Source organism: Mesorhizobium sp. WSM4828 (genome assembly GCF_055811175.1).
The window spans coordinates 1-23173 of record NZ_JBVVQK010000035.1 but is presented as its reverse complement, the minus strand read 5'-3'; the positions used below and the strand labels follow the sequence as shown (position 1 = coordinate 23173).

Sequence of the window (23173 nt, the reverse complement as noted above, 5' to 3'; positions counted from 1 at the left end):
CAGGCGGGAGATACTCTCGAATAGACGGTTCGGCGCCTTCGGATTCGCGACCGGATCCAGGAGTCCAATTTTCCAGACTCACCGACATCGTGAGGCGGCACACGGTCTTAATCGCTGCCATAGCAGGATTCGGTACTTTCGTGACTTTCATTGCCGCCTTGGCAGTCCCGCCTTCGTACACGGCAACGGCTCAGCTCATGATCGACCCTGGCCCGCGCGATGCGAACTCAACTCAGTCGACCATATTCGAAACCGTCGATCCGACCGTGATCGATACGGCCATCGCTCTTCTAACTGCCGAAGATCATATCCGCTCGGTTCAGGCCAGCCTCTACGACCACCCTGACTTTCAGTCCGAAACGCCAGACGAAACCTCGGTATTGAGGAATTCCATCAAAACATTACGGGCACGGCTCCGGGCGTTGATTGGCTCGATCAAAAGCATCTTTCCCACACCGGATTCGGAAGCCGAGGCTGGTGATGCTCGGCCAGGTGTTCCCACCCTCGGGGAACTCAGAGCTGGCGTAAAGGTCAATCAAGAGCGCCGCTCCCGTGTCATCTCCGTGAGCTACACCGACGAGAGTCCTGAAAAGGCCGCAGCCATAGTGAACCAATTCGTGGACCTCCACATCAATGAGCTGCGTGATCGGAACCGGCGGCAGGCCAGACGTTTGCTGGCTTGGCTGGACCAGAGACTGGTGGAGGTCAAATCCGAGGTTCATCAAGCGGAAGAGCGGATGGAATCGTTCCGCATTGTTCACGGAATGAGCAATGTCGAGGCTGATACAGAACTGATCGCCCAAACAAGGCGGCAGCTTGCACGTGCGAGATCCGAAATAGCCGTCAGAGAGGCTGCTATCGATAGGCCTGTTGGTACCGCAGCCACAGGTGAGGAGCAGGTCAAGAGTCACGACATGCCGGCTCCAGAACCAGGTGCAGTAAGCGACCCCGAAAATGAGCGTTCGCAGGCTCGGTTGAAGAACGAGGCCGAAGTAATTCGCTCACAAGCCTCGATGCTAGAGCAAGATCTGAAGTCACTGCAGAGCCAGGCCGCCGACCGCCTCGCTTCCGAAGCCGAACTTCGCTTTCTCGAGCGCCAAAGCGCATCCGCCGCGAACCATTACGACGATCTTCTCCGGCGCAAGCAAAATTTGGCCGAGGAGCAGGACGCGACAGTGGCGGCGCATGTCCTCACATCTGCCCGAGCGCCGACGCGCCCAAGCTCGATCAACCCGATCCTCTTTATTCCGGCCGCCCTCATCGCCTTCTCGGCTTTCGGATTGGCTATCGCAGCTATTCTCGAGCGCATGGACCGCAGCCTGCGGAGCGAACGTGACATAGTTGACGCCCTTGGAGTCTCGTGCATCGGCCTTGTCCCTGACATTCGGTGGACTCACCGCCGCCAGAGCGACCGCTATTTGTTCGATGGGCTATCATCGGCATACGGTCAGGCCATCTATTCGATCGTGGCAGCAATCCTCCAACCTGCTGGCCCGAGTGCCAAGCCGATGATCATTCTCGTGACGTCCAGTGTGCCTGGCGAGGGCAAGACAACGCTTGCGGCAAGTTTCGCGGCCTGCGCGGCGCGTCTTGGCCGCCGGGTTCTCCTGATCGACCGCGACCTGCACGAGCTAAAGGATCCGTCAACTACAGCTGCATTCGAAATTGCGCGCCGGAATGGCGAGCACACGCTTTCGCCCGAATATACGAGCGCTGGTCCCATTAGCCCGATCCCAGATCTGGATTGCGACCATCTTCTGGTGCGGCGGACAGGTGCTGACCAACCTTCGCTTTTTGTGGCTCAGAAAATCGTTGATGTCTGTCAAGGGCTGCGCGGACGCTATGATTGCGTCATCATTGACGCCCCGCCGACATTCGCACCGGAAACCCGCCTCCTTTCCGCCGTAGCCGACGAGGTGATTTTCGCAGTGCGGTGGGGAAGTACCAGGCGCGAGGTCGCCGGCAATGCCCTCCAGCAGTTGCGTTGCTCCAATCGGTTAGAAAGCCTGACCAATGTTCATGCGGTGCTGACGCGTGTCCATCTGCGCAAGCATGCACGGTACCGATTTGGGGACATTGGTGAATTCCTTCAGAAGCACCGAAAAAACTATTCGCGCTCCGGTCTTTGGAATTAACCCGAACCGGCGCCCTCCGGTCAGAGGTCACGACCAGCACATAATGCGTTTTCGCCATAGGTGGGAGTTGGACGTTGCGGTGGTGCTTTGTTTCTCCTGGATATAGATCGACTCAGGTCCTTGCCGGCGATAGTCGCTCATCGGGCGGTGCTGAAGCACAGATAGCTCATCTTGCCGCGGCTCTCGCGGGTCTGGGGCACGAGGTAAGCCTCATATATGGCGACGGGCAAACGCAGTCCCTCGGCAAGATTGCGGGGGTCAGCTGCATCGCTGCGGCACCGGCGTGGCGATTGCCTGCAAGTCTCCCAGCATTCTGGCGTGCCATGGACACGTTGCGCCCGGATGTTCTCTATGCGCGCCTCCCAACAGATTTTATTTGGCTGATGGGCCTGTTTGCCAGATCGCGCCGCGATACGCGCTTCATATATGCTCTGGCCAACGATGTTCATTGCACGCCCTGGACCGCTTACGATCACAAGAAATGGTTCCACGCTCCGCTATTCAGCCTTGGCATGCGAAGTACCGACGTGATTGCGGTCCAGCACCACCAGCAATCGGCTATGCTCAACCCGCGTTTGTGGGAGCGCTCGGCATATGTGCCGAATCTGGTGCGCTCGGTCTCCGAATATCCTCGCGTATACGACACGACCACCATTGATGCGATCTGGATCGCGAAGATCCGAACAAGCAAACAGCTCCATCTGTTCCTGGATTTGGCGGACGCGCTGCCCCGCCTGCGCTTCGCAGTGGTGGGCGGATTCGATCCCACAGTAAGCAGCACGGTAAAGGTGGCGCTGGAACAGCGGATCCGCAAACTTGATAACCTGATCTTCTACGGCCCGAAGCGCGACAACGAGGTCATGGCGCTGCTGTCGAAAGCCAAGGCTCTGGTAAATACATCGTCCGTCGAAGGGTTCCCAAATACCATGCTTGAGGCATGGAGTATTGGGGTTCCGGTCGTGTCACTATCGGTGGATCCTGGAGGAGTGATCGAGCAGAAGGAGATTGGCTTCGTTAGCCGAACCATGACTCAGTTGGTCCACGATGTCGATACGATCGTTCGAACGAAGTCGCTCAATCAGCGGTGCGGAGAACTCGCGCTTTCCTACGTTCGCCGGCAGCATAGCCTCGAGGCAGTGTGCCGAGCCTTGGAAAGGGCGCTTCCGGGAGTGCAGTTAGGCCGGGGCCGGACCTGGAACGTCGCGACGCCATCTTTGGATCGCAGCTGAATCGGATTGAAGGCAGGGAGACGAGCGGTGTCGAATCTTTCTCCTGATATACCATCCCCGATAAGCCTGATGTATGTGAGCTCGGCTGTCCTGCTTGCCATCCTGACGGCTTTGGTGCTGATCCTGTGGGGCGATCCCCGGGCTCCCATCTTGGCCGTCGGCGCCGCCGGCTGCGCCGCCATCGCTCTTTATCTGGTCCAACGGCCCCTGAGCGCCCTTTATGTCGCGATCTTCCTTGCGCTGATGCCAATGGGGCTACGGTCCGGGCTGGTCTACGACGTCGCCGCTAATTCGGCTCTCGCGTTAGCGCTAGGGGCGTGGCTGCTTAGCATCGTCGTTCAGCGGCAGCACATTCAGTGGAACGCCGTATGCGTTCTAATGGCCCTCTATCTTCTCTGGGCGGTCGTCACCCTGCTTTGGGCTCCCGATCTCATCCTGGCCCGGAAAGAACTTGTCGCCTATGCCAGTGGATTCATTGTGCTGTTACTCATTTCTGCGGAGGTCAGATCGATCGCAGCCATAGACGGATTGATGCGCGTCCTAATGTTGGTGGGCTGGATGCTCATCCTGGCTGGATTGCAGGCAGTATTCGCAGGCGGTTACCAGCTTGGTGAGAGACTGCAAGTCTTGGAAATGAACGAGAATCTTTTTGGTGTGACCCTGGTCCTGACGCTTCCCGGCCAGATTTGGCCAGTATTGCGCTCCTCCGGCCTGACCCGCGCATTCCATCTGGTCCTCAGTATTTTTTTCATCCTTTGCACCTTGGGCCTCGTCGCCCTCAGCGGGTCCCGGGGAAGTTCGATCTCGCTCCTGCTCGTGCTGCTCGCGTTCTTCTTCTACAAGCCCATGAGACCGTTCGGCATCGTCGGAATAATACTGGTCGTTTCCCTGCTTGCGATTGCACCACTCGCCACTGATGTCCTCGTGCGACGCTTCGAGGAAGGTGAGGGCGGAGATCTGGGGGGGCGCGTTGTGCTGTGGTATGCCAGTCTGCAACTTGTACGGGACCACCTGTGGGGCGGGGTGGGGATTGGCAACGGCCCCTCCGAGCTCTACCAGTATGTCGCTCCCCTGACGAGCAACTACGCTGATCGCTCTAGTGTGCCGAGTCACAATCCTCTCCTCGAGGTAGCAGCAGAGACAGGCGTGCTCGGCGTTGTTCTGTACGCTGGTGCAGTAGTTCTCGGGGTATGGCAATTCTTTCGGTACCGCCGCAGATTGCATAATTACGATGAGCTGGTCGCAGGCTATTTTCCGCTGGTGTTGGGCGTGTCCGTAGGCTACTTCGCCTCGTGGTTGAAGGGCGGAGGCATGGCTGCCCATCCGACTTTCTTCATACTTCTCGGATTGCTATTGTTTCCTGTTTCCGGCCCGATTGCTAGCATCAGGGAGGATTTGCTGACGCGGGCCAATCACCGTTCGCCGGCGTAGGCGATTGCCAAGAGGTGGCTGCCGCACTTGCCGAGTATCTGGCCTTGAACGATCTCTCCAGGGACCGGTGAAGGGCTATCAAAAAGCTCCCGCCAGCACACTCTCCGGCTGGTGAGACTGGACGAGCCGCACCGCGCCCGATTGGGCAATATGTGAATCGGCGTGAACAAAAATTGGACCCCGATCTGGAGTGCGCCCTGAGCGGGCAGATCGGGATGGGGGATACGCCGCGGCGTTTGATGGTGTGCGAACCGATCCGGTCCGCAACTCGCCGTCGGCCCCCCTTGTGCGCCACAATTTCGCGGCATGCGCACGCTGTCGGAGCTGTGGAGTGCCACGGCGCGAGCAAACGATGTCGGCCGCGCCAACAGGCACGGGATTACGCTGTACCTGCCGGTCGACAGTCGACATCCTTGGGACATGACCCGACCTCAATCGCGCGTTCTATCGAGGTGCGTTCGCCTTTCCTAGACTATCGCGTCGCGGGACGAATGGAATGACTTCCTCGAAGCCTTCGTCCTTCGTCGATGACCAGGTGACCAGGTGACCAGGAACTCATCGCTCGCATCAAAGCGAAATAGCGAAATGAAATCTCCGCGGCAACAACCGGGCGGTTACCGTCGTGGAGTGGGCCGCGAGGTTGTGCGGCATTTCTTTAACACTCGTAAGGGCGAACTCCCCCTGCAAAAGCCGGCGGAGCCGCTGTTGCCGATGCAGGCAGCGCGGCAGCAAGCGTGGCTTTGGGTGCTTGGCGCCTGGTTCCAGCGTTCCAGCAGCCGAGTGGGGCTTCTGCGAACGGAGGGGCTGCCGCGCGTCGCGCGGCAGCCAGCGCGAACTTCAGCCACTTACTGTATAGCGGATGTGCTGTGTGGTGGACGAGAAACGAGCGACACCGTATAGCGGTATTTGCCTGAGGCCAGCTTCGGAATGGCATCGACGAACTCGAAGGTAACCTGGCATGCGGGTCCCGTAACACGCTGCAGCGAACCGCGGATTTCCTCCAAGGCACCTTCCGGTGGCGGCGCTGCCGTGACCATCTTAATCAGAATCGAGTCGTAGTTCTGCTGGATGATCTGGGTCTTCTTCAGCCAGTCGGATTTGTGCACCACACCAAGGAAGTGGACGAAAAAAGCACCGGGGATGGTCGAGCCGTCTTCGCGCACGAAGGCATCCATCATGCGTCCGGTAACCGTCTCCAGCTTTTCAACGGAGGGCGTCGGGGTCGAAACCGCGGCTCCGACCATCGCGCGGTCGCCGATCCGGTAGCGAATAATCGGCATGGCATAGTTCGTCAGGCACGTGACCAGCACTTCGCCTTCTTCGCCCGGCCCACACGGCTCGCCTGCCTCATCCACGACCTCGACAAAATGGGTATAGGTGTAGATTTTCAGCCCTGCTCCGGCCTCGCGCTCGCCGGCGACGCTGCCGACCTCTCGTGTGCCGTAACGATTTAATACCGGGCAGTCAAAGGCACGCGTGACCTCTTCACGAATGAAAGGATACAGAGTTCCGGCGCTGGTGACGACGCTCCTGATACGAGGCAACTTGATTTTCTCGGCATTGATGTAGCGCGCAAGTTCGTAGATGCTTTCGGCGTAAGCTTCGATGATGACCGGACGCACACGCTGAATTACTCTGGCGTAGTTCTGCATGTGTTGTCTGCTTAGATCGAAGGAGTTGAGGAACGTTTGGTTCCGGATGAAGTTGCTGAGCTTGTTACGCCATCCTACCGTCCCAAACATTATGTCGCGGTCCGACCCCCAAAGTTTGACAAAGGGTTCGCCCGAGGCTCGACCAGCCCAGGAATAGTGCATCTGGGTCAAGGCCTGCCCCATGTCGTTGTAGTATCTGTCCTGCAGCAACGTCACCGGTTCTCCACTGCTTCCGCCCGAGCTGCTCTTGTACCACGCCCTCGAGGCCAGATCATCGCTCTTCAGAAGGTCGAATTTCGTGTGCAACATCTCCCTGGTAAGCTCCGGCACCTGCCGAAAGCGTTCGAGGTTCACTTGATCGCCGTGCACCACACCAGTAGCGGCCAGCACATCACGGTAATGCGGCACGTTGCGCGCAGCGTGCCGCAAGAGTTGCGAAAGACGCTCGTGCTGCTCCTCTCGCTGCCGTGAGACCGGCCGATTATGGAATTCGTGCAAAAAGGAACAATAGCCGGGGATCGGATTACGGGAAATCCGTGTGTCGTAGACCTTCAAGACCGGTGCGCGCCAATTAAGCACGGGCCCTCCCATCTAGAATGCTCCACAGCAATTCGCGATCTGAGCGATTTAAACACAAGAAATAAGCAATTATACTGTACAATACAGCTATTGTCACGGCCATTGCGCCGAGAGCCAGCCAATTAGGTGGCCACCAAAGCTGTGAGATGAACCTGCCGGCGAAGCCGATAGCTAGCGTGCCGAGTGCCCCGGCCGTCAAGGGCGCATAGAACGACCACCAGGGGAGACGCAACAGGGTTGCGCAGTAGCTGGACATGAACAGACAGTTCTTGATCGTCCACACGATGGCCGCGGCAGCCGCGACCCCGACTACTCCCCACCCGCTCCAGCGTGCAAGCGCTATCGCCAAGCCGATATTCGCCAAGCCGAGGGCTAGGGTGAGCAGCCCTTGCACTTTGACCTGGTTGTATGCCGTCACTACGTAGAAAAGCGGCCTGACGGCTAGGTTAACAGCCAAATGACCAACCAGAAGGATCAGCAGCACGTTAAGTTGAGCAAACTGCGGGCCTAGCCAAAGATGCAGCAAAGGTGCGCCAAAGCCGCACAGCAGGCCAACCGGCAGGGCTAATGCAACACTAAGGAGCTTGACGGAATGACGAGCGATCCGACGCATTCCGTCGATGTCGCCTGCGGCGTAGCGCGCCATTATTGCCGGACTTAACACCGTGACGACCGCCTCCGTGAGCGTATTGATCAAAGCAGGGAAGAGCAGGACGGCAGCATATCGTCCGGTCATCTCGGCACCGAACATGGCGTTCACGATCAGGAGGTCCACCTGCATCAGCAGGAGTGCGCCGGTCTGATTGACTGCCGACCAGCCGCCCAAATTCGCAAGCGCCCGAAAATGATGACGGTCGATGCTTCGGTAATTGAGTTGCAACTCCGGCGTCAAGCGCCTCCAGACGACTACATCCCCCGCCAGCCCGACCATAGCGGCGATGACGAAAGCCGCTGCCACGTGCCAGAGGGTTGCAGGCCAGACCATGAAACAGAGTGCTATGATACCCACCCGGGTCAGCAACGTGAGCGAGTTTACAATATTTCGCAGGTCGAAGCGATGCTTGATCAGGCTTGCAACACCGAAATTGCTGCTCAGAATTGTCACGAGGAATGCAGCGCCGACGCTTGCAAGCAGAAACTGGGCCGCGCGCTCCAGCCCGGCTGGGACATTGAAGAGCGCCGGAAGGAAATAGGTCAGAATACCTGCCGGGACCAGCAGAGCGCTACAAGCAACTACCGAAAGTGCCAAGCCTGTGTTGAAGGTCCCGTTTGCGCTGACTGTGTTCCCCCTATTCAGGTCTATCGCCAAAAAACGGCTAATGGAAACGTTTAGGCTGGTTCCCACAAGGGCTCCATACATGACCAGGGAATTTGCTAACGCAATCATCCCGTATGCTGCTACGCCGAGATGATTTACCAGAAACGGGACATACCACAGCATGATGGTTGTGTTCAGAACGATGTAGCATGCATTGGCAGCCACATTGCTGACGAAGCGTAATCTCGCTACGTCAGCCATCGGCGTTACGGGTGACGCCGCGTTCGACATGGCATTCGACATGGCATTCCCCCATTCTGCTGCCCCCTTGGAGCGCTGCCGGGCCGACGAAAGCAATCCAATTATCCATGATACAGCGCGCAGCTCTATGCGGCGCCAAGATCTCAGCAAAAAACCCCATAGCTTGAGTTTGACGCGCAAAACCGGATCCCGCAAGTCGTTTCAAGTCGGACGCGTGTCACGTGATGAATGTATCGAAGCGCCGCTTAGCCTCGGCTTCAAGCACAGTCACCGAAGCTTCACGATGCGAAACGCACCTCAACGCGTTTAGCCCACCTAGCAGCGATTTGCTGGGGAACATAGGAATCGGCCAAACGCCGCGCTGGGCCATCCCCTCTTGAAACTCCGAGATCAAGTTGTTCAGCCGCAAGTACCTGTGTCGTTGCTGGAGACAGAATTCCTCCCAAAGCCTGCCCAGGTGAGATGAATCTGCGAGAGCCATGTTAAGATTGTCGAGACAGGAGAATTCACGTTGAGCTTCTTGCTTGGAAAGTATGCGAACACCATCATCAAGCGAGTACCGGTGGACAAGCGGCTCACCGATGATTCGTTTATGTTCGACGTCTAGAACGAGCGATGCAGCCATTCCTGTATTCCAATCGGCTCCCTTGTTGGGCCAATAGAAAAGGAAGTTTCCAAGCCCATAGAATATTGGTTTGCTCTTGTAGCTCTCGTATGCGCTTATCACGTGCGTATGGTGATAGATAACAGCATCTGCGCCAAAATCAGCATAGAGGCGGGCTCTTTGAATTCGTTCCGGAGAAGGTAGCGGAAAATATTCGGCACCTCCGTGAATGATAACGATTACGAAGTCAGAAACGGTCTTTTCCTCTACTATCCAGTAATACATTGATGCGATATCTTCTTTTACCACACCCACACGCCCCGCCTCAACGACGCCAAATTCTTGCTCCGCGACATTGATGAACGAAGCAGAAGTCCCTTGCGCGATGTAGCGAAGCCGGTGAGGTGCTTCTGCCCCTTTCATTCCAGCACCCAGATGCTCGATATTGTTTTCATCGAGGGCATTTAATGTATCCTCAAGTCCGGAGGTGCCAAAATCCATCATGTGATTATTAGCGAGTGTTGCCACGGCCAATCCGCTCTGAGCTATAGAGGGCAGGAGATCCCTATTCCCCCTGAGCGCGGGCCCCACCTTCTTTTCGCTCGTCTTTTTAGAAGTTATTGGTGACTCGAGATTGAAGATATTCAGGTCTGCGGCGCTCAAAAATCTTCTCGTGGAGCAAGAAAAGATGGCCGGCGAACCGGGCTGTTTTGCAAGCTCGTTGATGGGGTCCGTCAGCACGAGATCGCCGAGTACATTGATTTTGATCATCTTAGATTGGCCTATATCGTCAGCTATGGGATCTTAGGGATAATACTTGAACCTTCCTGATGTAACGAACAATACTTTAAGAGTCCGTTTTGAAAATCAGGGATGGGCACTGCTTGATCAGGCTTGCAACACCGAAATTGCTGCTCAGAATTGTCACGAGGAATGCAGCGCCGACGCTTGCAAGCAGAAACTGGGCCGCGCGCTCCAGCCCGGCTGGGACATTGAAGAGCGCCGGAAGGAAATAGGTCAGAATGCCTGCCGGGACCAACAGAGTGCCACAAGCAATTGCAAGCTTGTCGGGGTACTGGCGGACGACATTTCTCAGGTGATCGAAGGCCGCAATGTTGGTAAAATCGACGCCCAATCGTTGAAATAGGCGCAGTACGGGGCCACCCTGGTCCAATGCGTATTGACCAATTATCGGAGGTCGTTGTATGACAATCCACCGCTAGATCCTGATCTGCGACTTGTGTTCCCAACTATGCCGAAGACATGAGTTGCCTCCGCTAAGATTAGGGTCACTTATCGCCCCCGCCCCAATCTTTTCATCGATCATTCTGATGATGCCGGGTCTTCGCTCACGCGCGTTGGTTACGCGCTTCTGTGGTAGGCGTGAGGCGGCGAGCAGATCGTGTCCCGCGGCGTGGTGTAGCTGACGGCATTGGTCGCCGTGCTCTCCGGCCTGGGCCGGGCTGATCAGCGTGCCACGGCTGGCAGGCTGATCAGGGGATCGTCGCTCATCTGGCGGATCGTTTCCAGAGTGATATATCTGACCCGCTGCACTGCCCATTCATCGTTCTGTTCGAGCAGCGCCCGACGAGGCGCACGATCGCGTCGTCGTTCGGGAAGATTCCGACGACCTCGTGCGCCGCTTGATCTCGCCGTTGAGGCGCTCGATGGGATTCGTCGAGTGCAGCTTGGCACGGTGGTCCTTCGGGAAGGTCATGTAGGCAAGCACGTCGGGCTCGGCGTCGTGCATGCTTGTCGCCGGCTTCGGCACCTTCGGCCGGATCTGGTCGGCGACGGCGCGCCATTGTACGGACGCGGCCTCGGGCGTTTCCTGGGCGAAAGCGGCGGCGATGAAGGCTGAGACGACCCTGCACCCACTCTTGCCGGCATGGGCCAGCACGTTCCTCATTGAGTGGACGCGGCACCTCTGCCATGTCGCGCACAGCACCTTGGTGACGGCCGCCTTGATGCCTTCGTGGGCATCGGAGACGACGAGCTTGACGCCGCGCAGGCCGCGCCGTGTCAGCTTGCGCAGGAACTCCGCCCAGATCGGCTCGGGCTCCGAGGTGCCAATCTCCATGCCCAGCACCTCGCGCCGGCCGTCCGCGTTGATGCCGACGGCGATGATGACAGCGACCGAGACGATCCGCCCACCGCGGCGGACCTTCAGGTAGCTGGCGTCGATCCACAGGTCTGGCCAGTCGCCCTCGATCGGCCGCTCAAGGAAGGCCTTGACCTTGCCGTCGATCTCCTCGCAGAGCCGAGAGACCTGGCTCTTGGAGATGCCGCTCATGCCCATGGGCTTGCCCAGGCTGGTGTGAGTTCTCAGCTCGATTATCCAACCAAGCGGCCGGTCTCCTGCCTGTCGCACAGCCTATGAGCTTCATCGCGGCGCCATAGGAACTCGCCGCGCTTCAAGGACCTCGTCTTCGTGATCGAAAGCCAGCCAAAGGCAGTAGGTCTGCCCAGTGATCTTGACGAACACCCGCATCTACGTGCCGTTGCCATTGTGGCCCGGGGGGCATCCCTTGTGTCCGCTTGCGCCGGATCTCGGCGGCAGATATCGAGCCCAGACGGGTCCACCAGTACCGGATCGTCTCGCGGAGGCAGCCTGCGCGTTGTCGTTTGAATGAACGAAGACAAATTAGGGCCACGCCTTAGCCTGCACGTTGATCTAAAGCGCGCCTCGCCGATCTTCTGCATATTTCAGCGTATAGCCGCCCGGCGGGACAGCGGGAAAGTGGGGAACAATCGATATCGTCATGCTGGGGCCCCCGACCTGCCAAGGGAGACAGCTTTCCTGGAACAACCCTTGGTCGCCACGTCGCTGACCTTGCACATGAATGGCTGGCAATCGGGGTTGGTCACGTCAAGACGGGATGAGCCGTCGTGGAAAGCCGTGATCCCGCGTCGCCAATCTCCTCAAGCGTCGCCTTCAAATCACGGCGTTCTCTGCGCCTTCGAAGTTAAAATATTTAGAAGGTCCCGCTTAGATAATTTTGGGAAGCCATGGTATTCAATAGCTGGCCCTTCTGGATATTCTTCTCGTTATTTATCCCCGTTTACTGGGCGCTTCCATTTCGCGCTCAGAGACTATTTACCCTCGCCGCAAGCTACTTTTTCTATGGCTGGTGGGATTGGCGATTTCTCCCACTAATCGCTTTCTCTACGATCATGGATTTCTGCCTGGGCAATCTTGTGGCGGCGGCTCCGGCAGGCCCACCCCGACAACGATACATCTGGATCTCTGTCTTTGTTAACCTGTTGCTGCTTGGAGTATTCAAATACTATAATTTTTTTGCCAGCCAACTCGATTCTACTCTTTCGACGTTGGGAATAACAGTATCTTTACCTTTGCTTAACGTTATTCTGCCAGTTGGTATATCATTCTATACGTTCCAGAGTATGAGCTATGTCTTCGACATAGCGCGTGGCATTGCAAAGCCGGCTAGCAGTTTCTGGAATTTCGCCCTTTACGTCTCCTTTTTCCCGCACTTGGTCGCGGGACCTATAATGCGCTCCGGTGCCAAGGGGCATGAGGAGCTAGGCCGCGGACTCCTAAAACAGCTTGAGGTGCCGCGCGTCAGTCGTCCTGACGACTTCAGCCTCGGCCTGTACTACATACTTTTAGGCCTCTTTAAGAAGGTTGTTGTCGGCGACAACATGGCCTCGCTGGTCAACAGCATTTTTGGTCGTGAGGCCGATCAACTTACCGGGCTCGAATGTCTCGTCGGTGTGTATGCATTCGCATGGCAGATATATGCCGACTTTTCCGGCTACAGTTCCATTGCGCAAGGTCTCGCCAAGTGGATGGGCATCGACTTGATGGATAATTTCAAGATACCTTATTTGGCCATCTCGCCCAGCGATTTCTGGCGACGCTGGCATATCAGCCTTTCGACATGGTTGCGCGACTATGTGTACATATCTCTCGGCGGTAGCCGGGGTAGCACGCCAATAGTGTATCGAAATCTCATGATCACTATGGTTCTGGGCGGCATATGGCACGGCGCCAGCTGGACTTTTGTTTTATGGGGTTTATTCCATGGATTACTGCTTTGCATTTACCGTTTCATGGGCTGGGAGGGCAGAGCGCCTGTCTCCTCTTTCGGCCGTGCCTGGCGAATTGTTCTGATGTTCCAATTCGTATGCTTCGGCTGGCTTCTGTTTCGGGCTGAGAGCATAAGTCAAGTAGGAACCTTCCTTCATCTCATAGCCACTGATTGGCGGATCACGGCTGGCGCAACGGCTATGCTAGGTCTCATGGTTTTCTACACTCTTCCTCTATTCCTTTTCGAGTTCTGGCTCGATCGTCGTAAGAAGAACCTTCTCGCACTTCCGCAGGGATCGTGGTCAGCTCGCGCCGTTGTGTACGCTTACATGATCCTGATGTTGATTTTCTTTCCATCACCGAACGCCCATGAATTCATTTATTTCCAATTTTAGGACGGAGTCCAAGGTGATTGCAGCCGTCCTGCTTTTGCTGGCGGCGGTGGAGTTTTGTCTTTATCTGGGTGAGTCCTGGCTTTCTGCCGACGTACGGCACATCCGGCAAATACCAAGAATCGTTGAAGATCTTAGGACGGCAGAGCCTCCGCGCGTCTTATTTCTTGGAAATTCGCTCACACGCGCCAGCATCCAACCTGATCTTGTCGCAGACACATTGGCTAGCGCTAACCTTCCTAGGGTTAACCCTGCCATGATCTTTCCGGACGATACAACGATCGTCGATTGGCACTACTTATACCGCAACTTTATTCAGCCAAAAAACCCCCAGCTTAATTTAGTCGTGATTAGCTTTGCGTATGGTCATCTGGATGATCATCAGCCGCTCAATGTCGAACGCCTGGGTGGCGAGTTTGCAGGACTTTCCTCTGCCCCGGAGGCGTTCGCGCACGATGTCCTGTCACCTAGCGACCGCATTGAATACCTGCTTAGTTGCGCTTTCCGATTGTGGGCGGACAGAGTACGCGTGCAGACGAGGGTTCTTGCACTGATCCCCGGCTATACAACGCTCGCCCAGGTCATCAACAGAACTCTTAGGGGCCAGAGCCAACACGACCTTCCTGATCCGCCCGTGACTTATCATCGACTCGCGCGCTTCATCGGGATGGTCGTGGAGGACGGCAACAAGCTCGTCTTCGTTGCCATCCCCGTTCCTCGCCGTTACCCTCTTCCACAGGAACTTCGCAATACGATCCGCAACGCAGGAGCAGAACTTATCGATCTTCAGGGGGTGATACCCTTTACCCCTGCGGACTTTCCAGACGGCTATCATCTTTCCGCCCCCGCAGCCCAACAGTTTTCCAAGGCGCTGGCCCGAGCCATGGCCGATAATGACTACGTTCGTTCTGCTCTCGATCAGCGCGCTACCAAACCATACAAATGAGTAGGCCGAGAAGATTGGATGTCATGTTCTGAAGCCGGGCGACCAAAAGCTCCGCGCCAGCGCCCGTCGCTTCACCCGCCCAGCAGGACACAGCCCACGCCGGGGGGCAACGTCAGCGACCCACATCAAGCCAAAGGCGTCTGCAGTATGGCTCGAACCAGTCATGCTCTGGACCAAGTCCCTTGCGGGCTTCGTCGTGCTTTTCGTGACACCAGCCGAGTGCGTCAGTACCGGCGGCGCATGAGAGGGCGTTGAACCCGACTTGATGTGATTTGCCACGGTTCACATTGCGTCACGTTCAAGAACCTAAGATGCGGCAGGCTTGCTTCGGATGGATAAGGCCAGGAGCGCCTCCGAAAGTCGTTTCTTCGCCCGCTCGACCCCATTCTCGTCGATTGCCTCAACGTCGAGGAACAAGTCGAGGCCAGTCGCGTGCTCGCTGATGACCTGAGGGCGCTGTGCGAGTTCACCCAGGAGGCCCTCGACTTCGTAGGGGACAACCTCCCGGCTGATCCCCTTCATGGCAATCGGTGCCAACGGACGCGCCCGGACAAGGTCGCGCACGAGCGCGTAAGTCTCATAGCTGAGGCAGATGCCGCCGGGCTCGGCAATCGACTGCAGACGGGCCGCCAAGTTCGCTTCGGCTCCGATGATGGTGTAGTCCATCCGATCATCGGAACCGAAGTTCCCAACATTGCAATAGCCCGTGTTGATGCCCATGCGAGCTCGGAAGGGCCGTTCAACTCCGCGGTCACGCCACACCCTGTTCAACTGCTCCACCCGACGCTGCATGTCGACGGCCATGCGCAAGCAGGCTCTCGCGTCTTCCTCGACGCCTTGCGTCTCGGGGTCTCCAAAGAACACAAGAAGCGCGTCACCGATGAACTTGTCGACAGTGCCGCCGTGTCTGAGCGCGATCGTCGACATCTCGGTGAAGTACTCGTTGAGGAGAAGTGTCAAGTCCTCGGGCTGGAGCCGTTCCACGATCGCGGTGAAGTCCTTGACGTCGGAGAAAAAGATCGTGAGCTTCTTGCGCTCGGTCGCGATGGTGACGTCCTTCTGGCCGCTGAAGATGCTTTTGTAAATTTGAGGCGAAAGGTATTTGGCGATCTTCAATGAAATCGCGGCCAGGAAGTCGTTTGCCTCCGAAAGCTCCTTGTTGATCCCCTGGATCAAGGCGGACTGCCGACGCTGCAGGAGAATGAACGTCAGGCCCGCCGCCGCCGCGAAACCGAAATATACGAGCAGATACTTGAAGGTCAGCACGTTCGCAGCGATAGGCTGATTGACTGATATCTCCTGGATCCCTCGGACATCCCCTACCTTCCAGTCCGTCTTGGGGCTGTCCGGGTGTGAGTTATGGCAAGTCACGCAGACTTGTCCCATTATTACCGGGGCGGCGGCGCGGACCTGCCGGTCAAACAGTGAGCCCGAGACTTCGATGATCGGCTCCTTCGGGTTGGCGCGCAAAGCAATGAGTGCATTCCGCTCGAACGCATCGAGCTGGTGGGGGGCGCGACCTTTGAAAGGCAGATCCGAGACGAACCGATATTTGACGGACCCGTCGTGAGCGCTGATGCGCTTGCCGAGTTCGATCGAGAGGGTTGCTGGAATAGGGATCGCACCTGGCACGTCCCGGTAGTTGTGCGTCGCAGTCACGGCGCCGTTAGCTTGCAGCACGCGTCCTACGACGTCGCTGCCGTAGAATCCGCGCATTTCGTCGATGATACGGCTGATTTCGCTGGCTTGCCTGCGCAGCATCCGTTCCGACAGGTCTCGGAGGTCGAGCCAGGCTGCCACGGGCAGACCGATAAGGCCGACGACCACTGCCGCTACCAGGAGCGGTCCCATGGTGCGCTGCTGACGCGCAATCTGTTCACCCAGTCCAGCCATTGTGCAAGCGCCCCGGCCGTCTTAGTATCTGAACTATAGCTCATTCCCGGCACGGTACCAGAGTCAGTCTTGGCTCGATGAAAACACGTCAGCCCTGCAACGTCGGACCGACCTTGAGCGGTTCTTGCTAAGCCTCGACCTTTACAGCGGATTTCGCATTCTGGCGCTGAAGGGGCGGTGAATCAGTGAAGGGGATGTCGCAAAGTCCGTTGTGGCCCGCAATGCGCTCCGCGATAACCGCTCAGGGATCAAAAATTCACCTCTGGCAAGGTTGGGATTTCTGCGGTCGGAGAGCGCGTCGGAAAACGTATCCGCGTTTCGGGCGCACTATGGAATGGGACACTGCGGCGGGTGACGCGGTACTGCGCGCTGCCGGCGGCATGACGAGCGACCTGGATGATGCGCCGTTCGCCTACGGCAGAGCGACGACGAGGACTTTCGCCTATCCGCATTTCATTGCCAGCGGCAAGGCTGCCGCCGCTTAGGCACCATGATGAACTCCGATCCCGTCCCGGCTCGTCGCCCCCCAATGGCGCCGTCGCGGATGCGACGCCTGAGTAAAGCACTTATTTCAGCCGAACGGTCGTGGCAGGAAATAACCATCCGGTGTGGATCGTGGCAGAGGCCCTTTCGCGTGTTAGACTGCTTGCATGGAGATCGACACCGACAAGATCGACGATGCCGTTCTGGGCCTGCTTTGGCTGACGCTGCATGAAGAGGGGCGCGCCTGGAAGGGTTTGGACTGGAACGCTCTGGATCGCCTGCACGTGAAGGGGCTAATCGCGAATCCGGCAAACAAGGCGAAGTCAGTGGTTCTGACGGATGCAGGACTGGGGCGTGCTGAGGAGTTATTCCGAGCTCTGTTCACCCGCTCGGCGCCATGAGCCAAAGCGCTGGACGGGCGCCCAGGAAATGATGGCGCACATGGTCGATTTCGATACCGGCGGCGCGCTGACCGCAGGCGGGACGGCCAGTGCTCCGCGGTGACGGCCAAATTCGTATTCGTCACCTACGCCAACGGGCGCATCCAATCTGTTAGGGCAGTGGCAGAGAACATCACAGCCGCGACCGTCAATGTCAATGGCATGGGCGAGGTCCAGCCCCGAGATGCTTCTCCCGGCGAATGGGCGCTCCCGGGCTGAGTTGCAGCCAGCAGCGGGTCGGGGCCGCTGCTAGCACATGGCATGTTAGTGGGGCAGGTTGCCACTGGCGATGCGAAATCTCTATGGCCGCGGATTTCCGAAGGCAGGTTTCTCAAGCACCAGCACATGACTACCAAGAGGCGACGTGTGAGTGCTCTTGACCTGGAAACCTTCGTCGGAAAGCGTTTCGATGAATTCGCCATCCGTTCCAGGCGGAACGCGGGCAACAACGTTCGAGGTGCGCCTCACAATATTGGAAAGCACCCTTCGCGCCTTGCCCGGGCCGATGTTGCGCTGCATGTGCTGATAGACGGCCAGCAGCAGGACGATATCGTATTTGGGTAGAAGGATATTGCCGAGGCGCCGGCTGCCAAGATTCAGGCGATCGAACCGGGCATGTACCGGGGAGCCGCTCAACAACATTTTCGCAGTCTCTATATGCGGCTTGGCAATGTCGATCCCGTGGATCGAGCTGGGTTTCAGCTTGGATATCTCATAGGCGACAACACCCATATTGCAGCCAACATCGAGAATGGATTTTCCGGCGTAGTCGACCTTTGCGGAGAATAGTCCGTCCAGTCTGTCGTCCCACGTTCCGGCAAAACCCCTTTTGAATCTTGACCACCACAAATCATCAGCTCCTTCGAGAAGAGCCCCCTTGCGCGCCTCCTAGCACGAGAGAATTAACGGTCGATACCCATTCAACTGGAATTGATGACATTGACGAACCAAGGCAGGGACTTGTGCGGCCGCGTCACAACCCCATCACCTTGAGTGCCGCGGGAACCGCATAGCGGCTGCCGTCATAGCGCAGCCGGTAGGTACGCTTCACAGGCTTGCCGGGATGGGACTGGCATTCGCCGTTCTGGTCGGGGGAGGGACTATCGGTATTCGTCCGCTCAACCGCGGTGATATCGTGATAGCCATGATGCTGCCTCGCCGGGCTTATCACCAGGCTGACCTGGCTGGAATGAAAGTATCCGGCGCAACTACCATCGCTGTCACCGCCAGAGCCGGCCACCACGAGGCCGTCGAGCACCACGCGTAGCGTATCGCCGGTGAGAGCGTAGAGCCGCAGGTCGGTTTCAGTGAACGGGGCGGTCAGCGAATGGTGCGCCATTTCGATGCGCAGGCCGAATGCGCTGACATCGGGAGCCAGTGCATAACGGCCGGTGTCGAATTCCACCTTTTCAATGACAATCATGTCATCGGTCATCAGACCGGGCAGGAGCAGGCGCTGGCGCACCCGGCGGCTCTTCCTGTCGACGACCAGAAGCTCGATGTCGCCGACATGCAGGTGGTCGGCGCTCGCGCTGTCGATCAGCGGCACTGCGACCAGTAGCAGGTCGTCATGGGCTGGCCAGGTCTTGCAGGCCAGGCCGAATGGTGCATCGCTCGTTGAGACGATGCTGGTAGGGGGTTCAAGCGTGAACGAGGTGCCGTCGGCGCTCTTTCGGGCCTTGGGATAGGCCTGCCGCACCAGCGCGGCGGCATCGCCGCAATCGCCCGCCGCGGCCCGGGCGGGCGACAGGCTGGCGGCGACGAGCGCTAGGAAAAGGAAAAGGGTACGCGACAGCATTCGCATGGGATTCTCACCTCGCAGCGCCGAATGCCGGCAGGCATGTCTACGCGAGATTGCTGGCGGCGCACAGGGGCTAACGGAAGCCGCGGCTAACGCCACGTCGACGACATGCTGAGAGAGCTCGTTTGAAACTTTAAGGCCGAAATTCTGAAGGCTAAGTGCCGTACGACGGCCGGCCTACCGCAGACCCGATTTTCCGCGGATCGAGAGGTGTCTCTTGGGGGCCCCGGATCAAGCTCCGTACCGCCGTGAACCGTTTTCGGATCGGCCCACCCTTCAAGCCGGACAGGCGCGTCTTGCTCAAAAAAATGAAGTGTAGCGCCGGCAGCTTTCAAGAAGGCAAAGGCGCTCGCTTCCTCTCGAAGATGTAGGAGCTCGGCCTCCATACCCCTTCGACCGAATTCCGTTACCGGGCCAGGGCGAGGGCGCCAGCTTACAAATGGGGTGCGGTGAGGGTTCGCAGCGACTGCGCGGCACATAAAGGCCTGCATACTGGCGACCCTAAAGCGCCTTGGAAAAGCAGCACTGCCTCGGCGCGACCCCGGTTTGATCCGTCGTTGTGGCTGGGCTGGTTGCCTCGTAGGTTTCGCGCGGCCGACCGAGCGGAGCCACCACCGCGATGACGAAGATTGGCCAATCTGCATTTCATCCCCAGCGGCAAGGCCACCCTCCGCGCTTAGGCACCCTGCTGGACCGGCCCCGGGGGCATCGCCCGCGCTTTTGACCCAGCCGCATAAAACGCATCCCGCCGCTGAATAGCTGATAGTGGCGATGATCAGCGCTTTTGCTGGCCAGCCCAATTACCGGATCCCAATCCCGAATTCAAAAGGCGATCTTCACACCCAGCTTGCCGCTGACGGTTGAACTGTCTTGAGACCACTTACCGCGAATTTCGCTGCTGAGCATTATCGATTGAGACATTTTCAGGTTGAAGCCGGACGACAGTGCAGCCGAAAAGTCCGGGTCGTCAAAGTCACTCTCTCTACCGTCTGCGCTTGCCGTGTTGGAATAGCCGAAGCGCTCCTGGATATCCAAACGCGCATAAGGGCTGATCACCATGCCATTGCCGAGCAGAAAATCACCGTAAACTCCAGGTTCGAATTTGACTGCGCCAAACGACAACCGGCTCTTTCCATAGACAGTGTCAAAGCTGTCTGTGTATCCATCGCCGGTAAAGATGACGCCCAACAATCCGCCACGGATGTCGAGTCGCACCCGATCGGTCAGGTTGAAGATGCGACCAATTGAGCCTGTCAGTGCATAACCCTGTGTGTCGTAGCTGCCGAAAGTGCGTCCCGTCCTTTCGATGTCGGTGTTCCCAAGGAACGCAGATGCTGCCACGAGCGCATAGCTCGTGCCGCGTCGAATGAGCCCGTAGCCGCCGAACATCCCACTTCTGTTGGTTGCTTCACCCTCCCCGATGAACCCGAACGCATCGGAATCGACTTTGGCCGATGCATACCCGGCGAACAGGCCGAGGTTCAGTCCATGCTCGCTGCCGAATCCAAAATGCTTTGCGGCATTGAAGTCGACGCTGATGGCAGCGGAGAATTCATCGACGCTGAAGCTCGGCCCATCGAGCACGCCCAAGCTATTCGAAATCGAGAAGCCGTCATGTTCCGTGCGAGCCAACTGACCGGGAGCGAAAACACCGAACGGCGTCGACTGAGCGAGCGGAACCCCGTTCGCGAGGCCGACGTCCGCTTCGACCACGCTGTCAACTACATCACCAAGCGCCCCCAAAGACGTGTCGACAATTACGCTGTTGGTAGCACCTCCAAGATAGCAGTTCGTGTCCAGAAAGACGCCTTCACTGTCGACAATGCAGGCGCTTGCTTGAGAAGGCAGTAAGATCAATGCAGCGGCAAACGAGAACATGCCCGCTGCGCACAAGCGCCGAGCGAAGCTTTCCTTCATTGTCCTTTCCCCTCTTAACTACAAAGCCAATGTAATAAGGGATGCGATACGCAGAAGAGTCTCAATGCAATATCTGGCTGTGGCAGCGTGGGTGCAACATATTGCACCGGCGCTGCCAAGAGTGTAGCAGGTTCTCGCCGCGTGGGATATGGGTTTCGTACATTGCTCGATTTCTGCTTGCTAGAACCTGCGGCGGAGCTTGCCGACCGGATTGTCGATTGCACGCGCCAGCGCTACTGTCTCGGATGAGCACTGCGTCAAGAAAGCGGGCTAGCACCACCCTTGCGCTTTCTTTGAGGTGATTTCTGGTGTAGAAAAGCCGCTGCACTCCGAGACATAAGTTTCACGCGCAAGAGTAGCGTGAGCCGGTTCGACACTTCGACGACTCTGAGATTGTCGCATGCTGAAACGAGCCTGTTACAGGACCCACAGCCCGTTCCTGCGCATCATAATGGTTCTGCTGGTGGCACTGGTTGGATCGGTACGCGCTCAAGCGGCGGTCGAAGATGAACCAACGCCACAACCAAGCAAGCGGCTCGCCATTGTCCTCGGCAACTCCGATTACCAGAGTGTTCGTCTCCCACACTTGCCCAATGCGGTGAACGACGCCACAAGGCTTTCCGAAAGCCTGAGAAGGCTGAATTTTGATGTGCTGCTGGGAGTAGATCTCTCCCTTGCCGGTTTCGGCGAGCTCTTTCGCCAGGCCGATGGCAAGCTTGTGGGCGCCAGCGCGGTACTGATCTTCTACGCCGGCCATGGCCTGCAGCTTCAGGGCGAAAATTACCTGCTGCCGGTCGACACGCCCGATCCTGAAACCATCGGGGAACTGACTGCGAAAGCAATCAAGCTTAACGACCTGATCGCACGATTCTCAAGTCGGGAACGGCAGACCTTCATTTTCCTCGACGCGTGCCGAAACAACCCGATGGGCAAAGGCCCAAGCGTAATGAATGGGCTCGCGCAGGTCGAAGTGGGCGAAAACACGTTTGTTGCCTTTGCAACCCAGCCAGGCAACATCACGGCGGACGGCTCGGGAGACAACAGCCCGTTCACTTCAGCCCTGTTGAAGAATGTCGAGATCCCAGGGCTCAGCATTTCGGACATGATGATCCGCGTGCGCAACGAGACTGAAGCACTCACTGCCGGTCGTCAGGTCCCGTGGGATCAGTCCAATCTTCGCGAGCAGTTTTACTTCACCGAGCAGCAAGTGCTCGACCCGGCTCAGTTGAGCGCCAGCCTATCGCGTATCCTGTCGGATCCTGTCGCGAAGCAAAGACTGCAGGTAGAACTTGCTTCCAACGACTTGCAGACTGCGGTGATTATCGTGGGACAGACTTTACGATCGCTGGACGCCTCGGCGCCATCCGGCGCTTCAGCCGATGCGGTCGGTACGGAGACTGCCAGCCTCGAAGGGGCCCGGAAAAGTGTGATCTCCGGTCTTGAAACATTGATCGTTGGCACGCAGGCTGGTGCAACGAAGCCTGAAAAAAAAGCCGAGCTCGTACGCAGTGTCCAGACAGAATTGCGCCGCCTGGGTTGTTATCGCATGACCGTCGACGGAGAGTGGGGCAAGGGCTCGCTCCATGCTCTCAGCACGTATTACAAGAACACCAAGCGAACACCGTCGGCCAGCGAGCCGACCGTTGAGCTTCTGGGGGAGCTCTTTTTGCACTCCGGCCGCATCTGCAAAGACCCCGTGACCGTACTGCAGAGGCCCAGGCGAGCAAGTGTGGCCTCAGATGTCGCCCCCGTGCGGAAAAAGGGTGCTCCCAGCCGAAAAAATGCCAGAAACTCGCAGCCGCAATCCTCGCCTCCCGCAGCGGCTCCTCCCGATATCAGTGGCGGAATTGGGATTGGCGGCGTTTTCTAGAGAAGCCATTGTTCCACGCGTACCCTTCCTGGCACGCGACCACAGCATGGCGTGGTTTGGGCCCGCCTGCCGCATTTAAGCAACCTGGCTCATACCGATCGCTGTTCCGACGATCCGTTCGGCGTATATGAACGATTGTCGGGTGAGGTGCGCAGTACGCCTCCGGCGAAGGCCGCCTTGCGAGAAGATGGCACGGTAGCGAGGCTGCGCTCTTAAGGTCGTCCTTACGAG

Annotated in this window: 15 protein-coding genes and 2 pseudogenes; 9 read left to right on the top strand and 8 right to left on the bottom strand. The window is 57.8% G+C overall.

The annotated features are described in order from the left end of the window. Positions 1 to 140 precede the first annotated feature (140 nt). From AC0L2X_RS27950 to AC0L2X_RS27940, 3 genes are all read left to right on the top strand, one after another. Entirely contained in the window at positions 141 to 2135 is a 1995-nt protein-coding gene (locus tag AC0L2X_RS27950) for a GumC family protein (RefSeq protein ID WP_473600729.1), read from the top strand. 74 nt (positions 2136 to 2209) lie between these two features. After that, positions 2210 to 3364, top strand: a complete 1155-nt coding sequence (locus tag AC0L2X_RS27945) for a glycosyltransferase family 4 protein (protein ID WP_473561288.1) — start codon at positions 2210 to 2212, stop codon at positions 3362 to 3364. 27 nt (positions 3365 to 3391) lie between these two features. After that, the gene (locus AC0L2X_RS27940) at positions 3392 to 4795 is read left to right on the top strand and encodes an O-antigen ligase family protein (protein ID WP_473600728.1); all 1404 of its coding nucleotides are present in this window, start codon (positions 3392 to 3394) and stop codon (positions 4793 to 4795) included. Between the two features lie 845 nt (positions 4796 to 5640). Here the strand turns inward: AC0L2X_RS27940 and AC0L2X_RS27935 are convergent. The 3 genes from AC0L2X_RS27935 to AC0L2X_RS27925 form a co-directional block, all read right to left on the bottom strand. Continuing rightward, complete coding sequence (locus tag AC0L2X_RS27935; RefSeq protein ID WP_473561284.1) at positions 5641 to 7002, bottom strand: phenylacetate--CoA ligase family protein; 1362 nt, start codon at positions 7000 to 7002, stop codon at positions 5641 to 5643. A 16-nt stretch (positions 7003 to 7018) separates the two neighbouring features. After that, positions 7019 to 8587, bottom strand: coding sequence for a lipopolysaccharide biosynthesis protein (locus tag AC0L2X_RS27930; protein WP_473600727.1), 1569 nt, complete (start codon positions 8585 to 8587; stop codon positions 7019 to 7021). 175 nt (positions 8588 to 8762) lie between these two features. Beyond that, on the bottom strand, positions 8763 to 9920 hold the full coding sequence (locus AC0L2X_RS27925; RefSeq protein WP_473600726.1) for a CapA family protein: 1158 nt from the start codon (positions 9918 to 9920) through the stop codon (positions 8763 to 8765). 46 nt (positions 9921 to 9966) lie between these two features. Here AC0L2X_RS27925 and AC0L2X_RS27920 point away from each other — a divergent pair, with 46 nt between their 5' ends. Further along, positions 9967 to 10296: a hypothetical protein gene (locus AC0L2X_RS27920; RefSeq protein WP_473600725.1), complete on the top strand. Its 330-nt coding sequence runs from the start codon at positions 9967 to 9969 to the stop codon at positions 10294 to 10296. A gap of 320 nt (positions 10297 to 10616) precedes the next feature. Here the strand turns inward: AC0L2X_RS27920 and AC0L2X_RS27915 are convergent. Then, positions 10617 to 11448: pseudogene (locus AC0L2X_RS27915) on the bottom strand (IS256 family transposase); the annotation flags it as partial. A gap of 710 nt (positions 11449 to 12158) precedes the next feature. On the opposite strand from AC0L2X_RS27915, the gene AC0L2X_RS27910 reads away from it, so the two are divergent. Both AC0L2X_RS27910 and AC0L2X_RS27905 read left to right on the top strand, forming a co-directional pair. Further along, positions 12159 to 13595 carry an MBOAT family O-acyltransferase gene (locus tag AC0L2X_RS27910; RefSeq protein ID WP_473600724.1) on the top strand — a complete coding sequence of 479 codons (1437 nt, stop codon included), beginning with the start codon at positions 12159 to 12161 and terminating at the stop codon, positions 13593 to 13595. Then, positions 13570 to 14538 carry a hypothetical protein gene (locus AC0L2X_RS27905; RefSeq protein ID WP_473600723.1) on the top strand — a complete coding sequence of 323 codons (969 nt, stop codon included), beginning with the start codon at positions 13570 to 13572 and terminating at the stop codon, positions 14536 to 14538. The genes AC0L2X_RS27910 and AC0L2X_RS27905 overlap by 26 nt, the downstream gene beginning before the upstream one ends. 306 nt (positions 14539 to 14844) lie before the next feature. Here the strand turns inward: AC0L2X_RS27905 and AC0L2X_RS27900 are convergent, their stop codons facing one another. Beyond that, the gene (locus AC0L2X_RS27900) at positions 14845 to 16431 is read right to left on the bottom strand and encodes an adenylate/guanylate cyclase domain-containing protein (RefSeq protein ID WP_473561274.1); all 1587 of its coding nucleotides are present in this window, start codon (positions 16429 to 16431) and stop codon (positions 14845 to 14847) included. A 308-nt stretch (positions 16432 to 16739) separates the two neighbouring features. Here AC0L2X_RS27900 and AC0L2X_RS27895 point away from each other — a divergent pair. Both AC0L2X_RS27895 and AC0L2X_RS27890 read left to right on the top strand, forming a co-directional pair. After that, a pseudogene (locus AC0L2X_RS27895) lies at positions 16740 to 16916 on the top strand (inositol monophosphatase family protein); the annotation flags it as partial. 165 nt (positions 16917 to 17081) lie between these two features. Next, a complete protein-coding gene (locus AC0L2X_RS27890) occupies positions 17082 to 17315 on the top strand; it encodes a DUF6429 family protein (RefSeq protein ID WP_473600722.1) in 234 nt (77 codons plus the stop codon). Between the two features lie 339 nt (positions 17316 to 17654). Here the strand turns inward: AC0L2X_RS27890 and AC0L2X_RS27885 are convergent, their stop codons facing one another. The 3 genes from AC0L2X_RS27885 to AC0L2X_RS27875 all read right to left on the bottom strand — a co-directional run bounded on the left by AC0L2X_RS27885 (position 17655) and on the right by AC0L2X_RS27875 (position 21072). Further along, positions 17655 to 18203: a class I SAM-dependent methyltransferase gene (locus AC0L2X_RS27885; RefSeq protein ID WP_473600721.1), complete on the bottom strand. Its 549-nt coding sequence runs from the start codon at positions 18201 to 18203 to the stop codon at positions 17655 to 17657. Positions 18204 to 18327: 124 nt separating this feature from the next. Next, a complete protein-coding gene (locus tag AC0L2X_RS27880) occupies positions 18328 to 19158 on the bottom strand; it encodes a PA3715 family protein (RefSeq protein ID WP_473600720.1) in 831 nt (276 codons plus the stop codon). An 819-nt stretch (positions 19159 to 19977) separates the two neighbouring features. Then, on the bottom strand, positions 19978 to 21072 hold the full coding sequence (locus tag AC0L2X_RS27875; RefSeq protein WP_473600719.1) for an autotransporter outer membrane beta-barrel domain-containing protein: 1095 nt from the start codon (positions 21070 to 21072) through the stop codon (positions 19978 to 19980). A 400-nt stretch (positions 21073 to 21472) separates the two neighbouring features. Here AC0L2X_RS27875 and AC0L2X_RS27870 point away from each other — a divergent pair, with 400 nt between their 5' ends. Continuing rightward, positions 21473 to 22942, top strand: a complete 1470-nt coding sequence (locus tag AC0L2X_RS27870; protein ID WP_473600718.1) for a caspase family protein — start codon at positions 21473 to 21475, stop codon at positions 22940 to 22942. Positions 22943 to 23173: the final 231 nt, after the last annotated feature.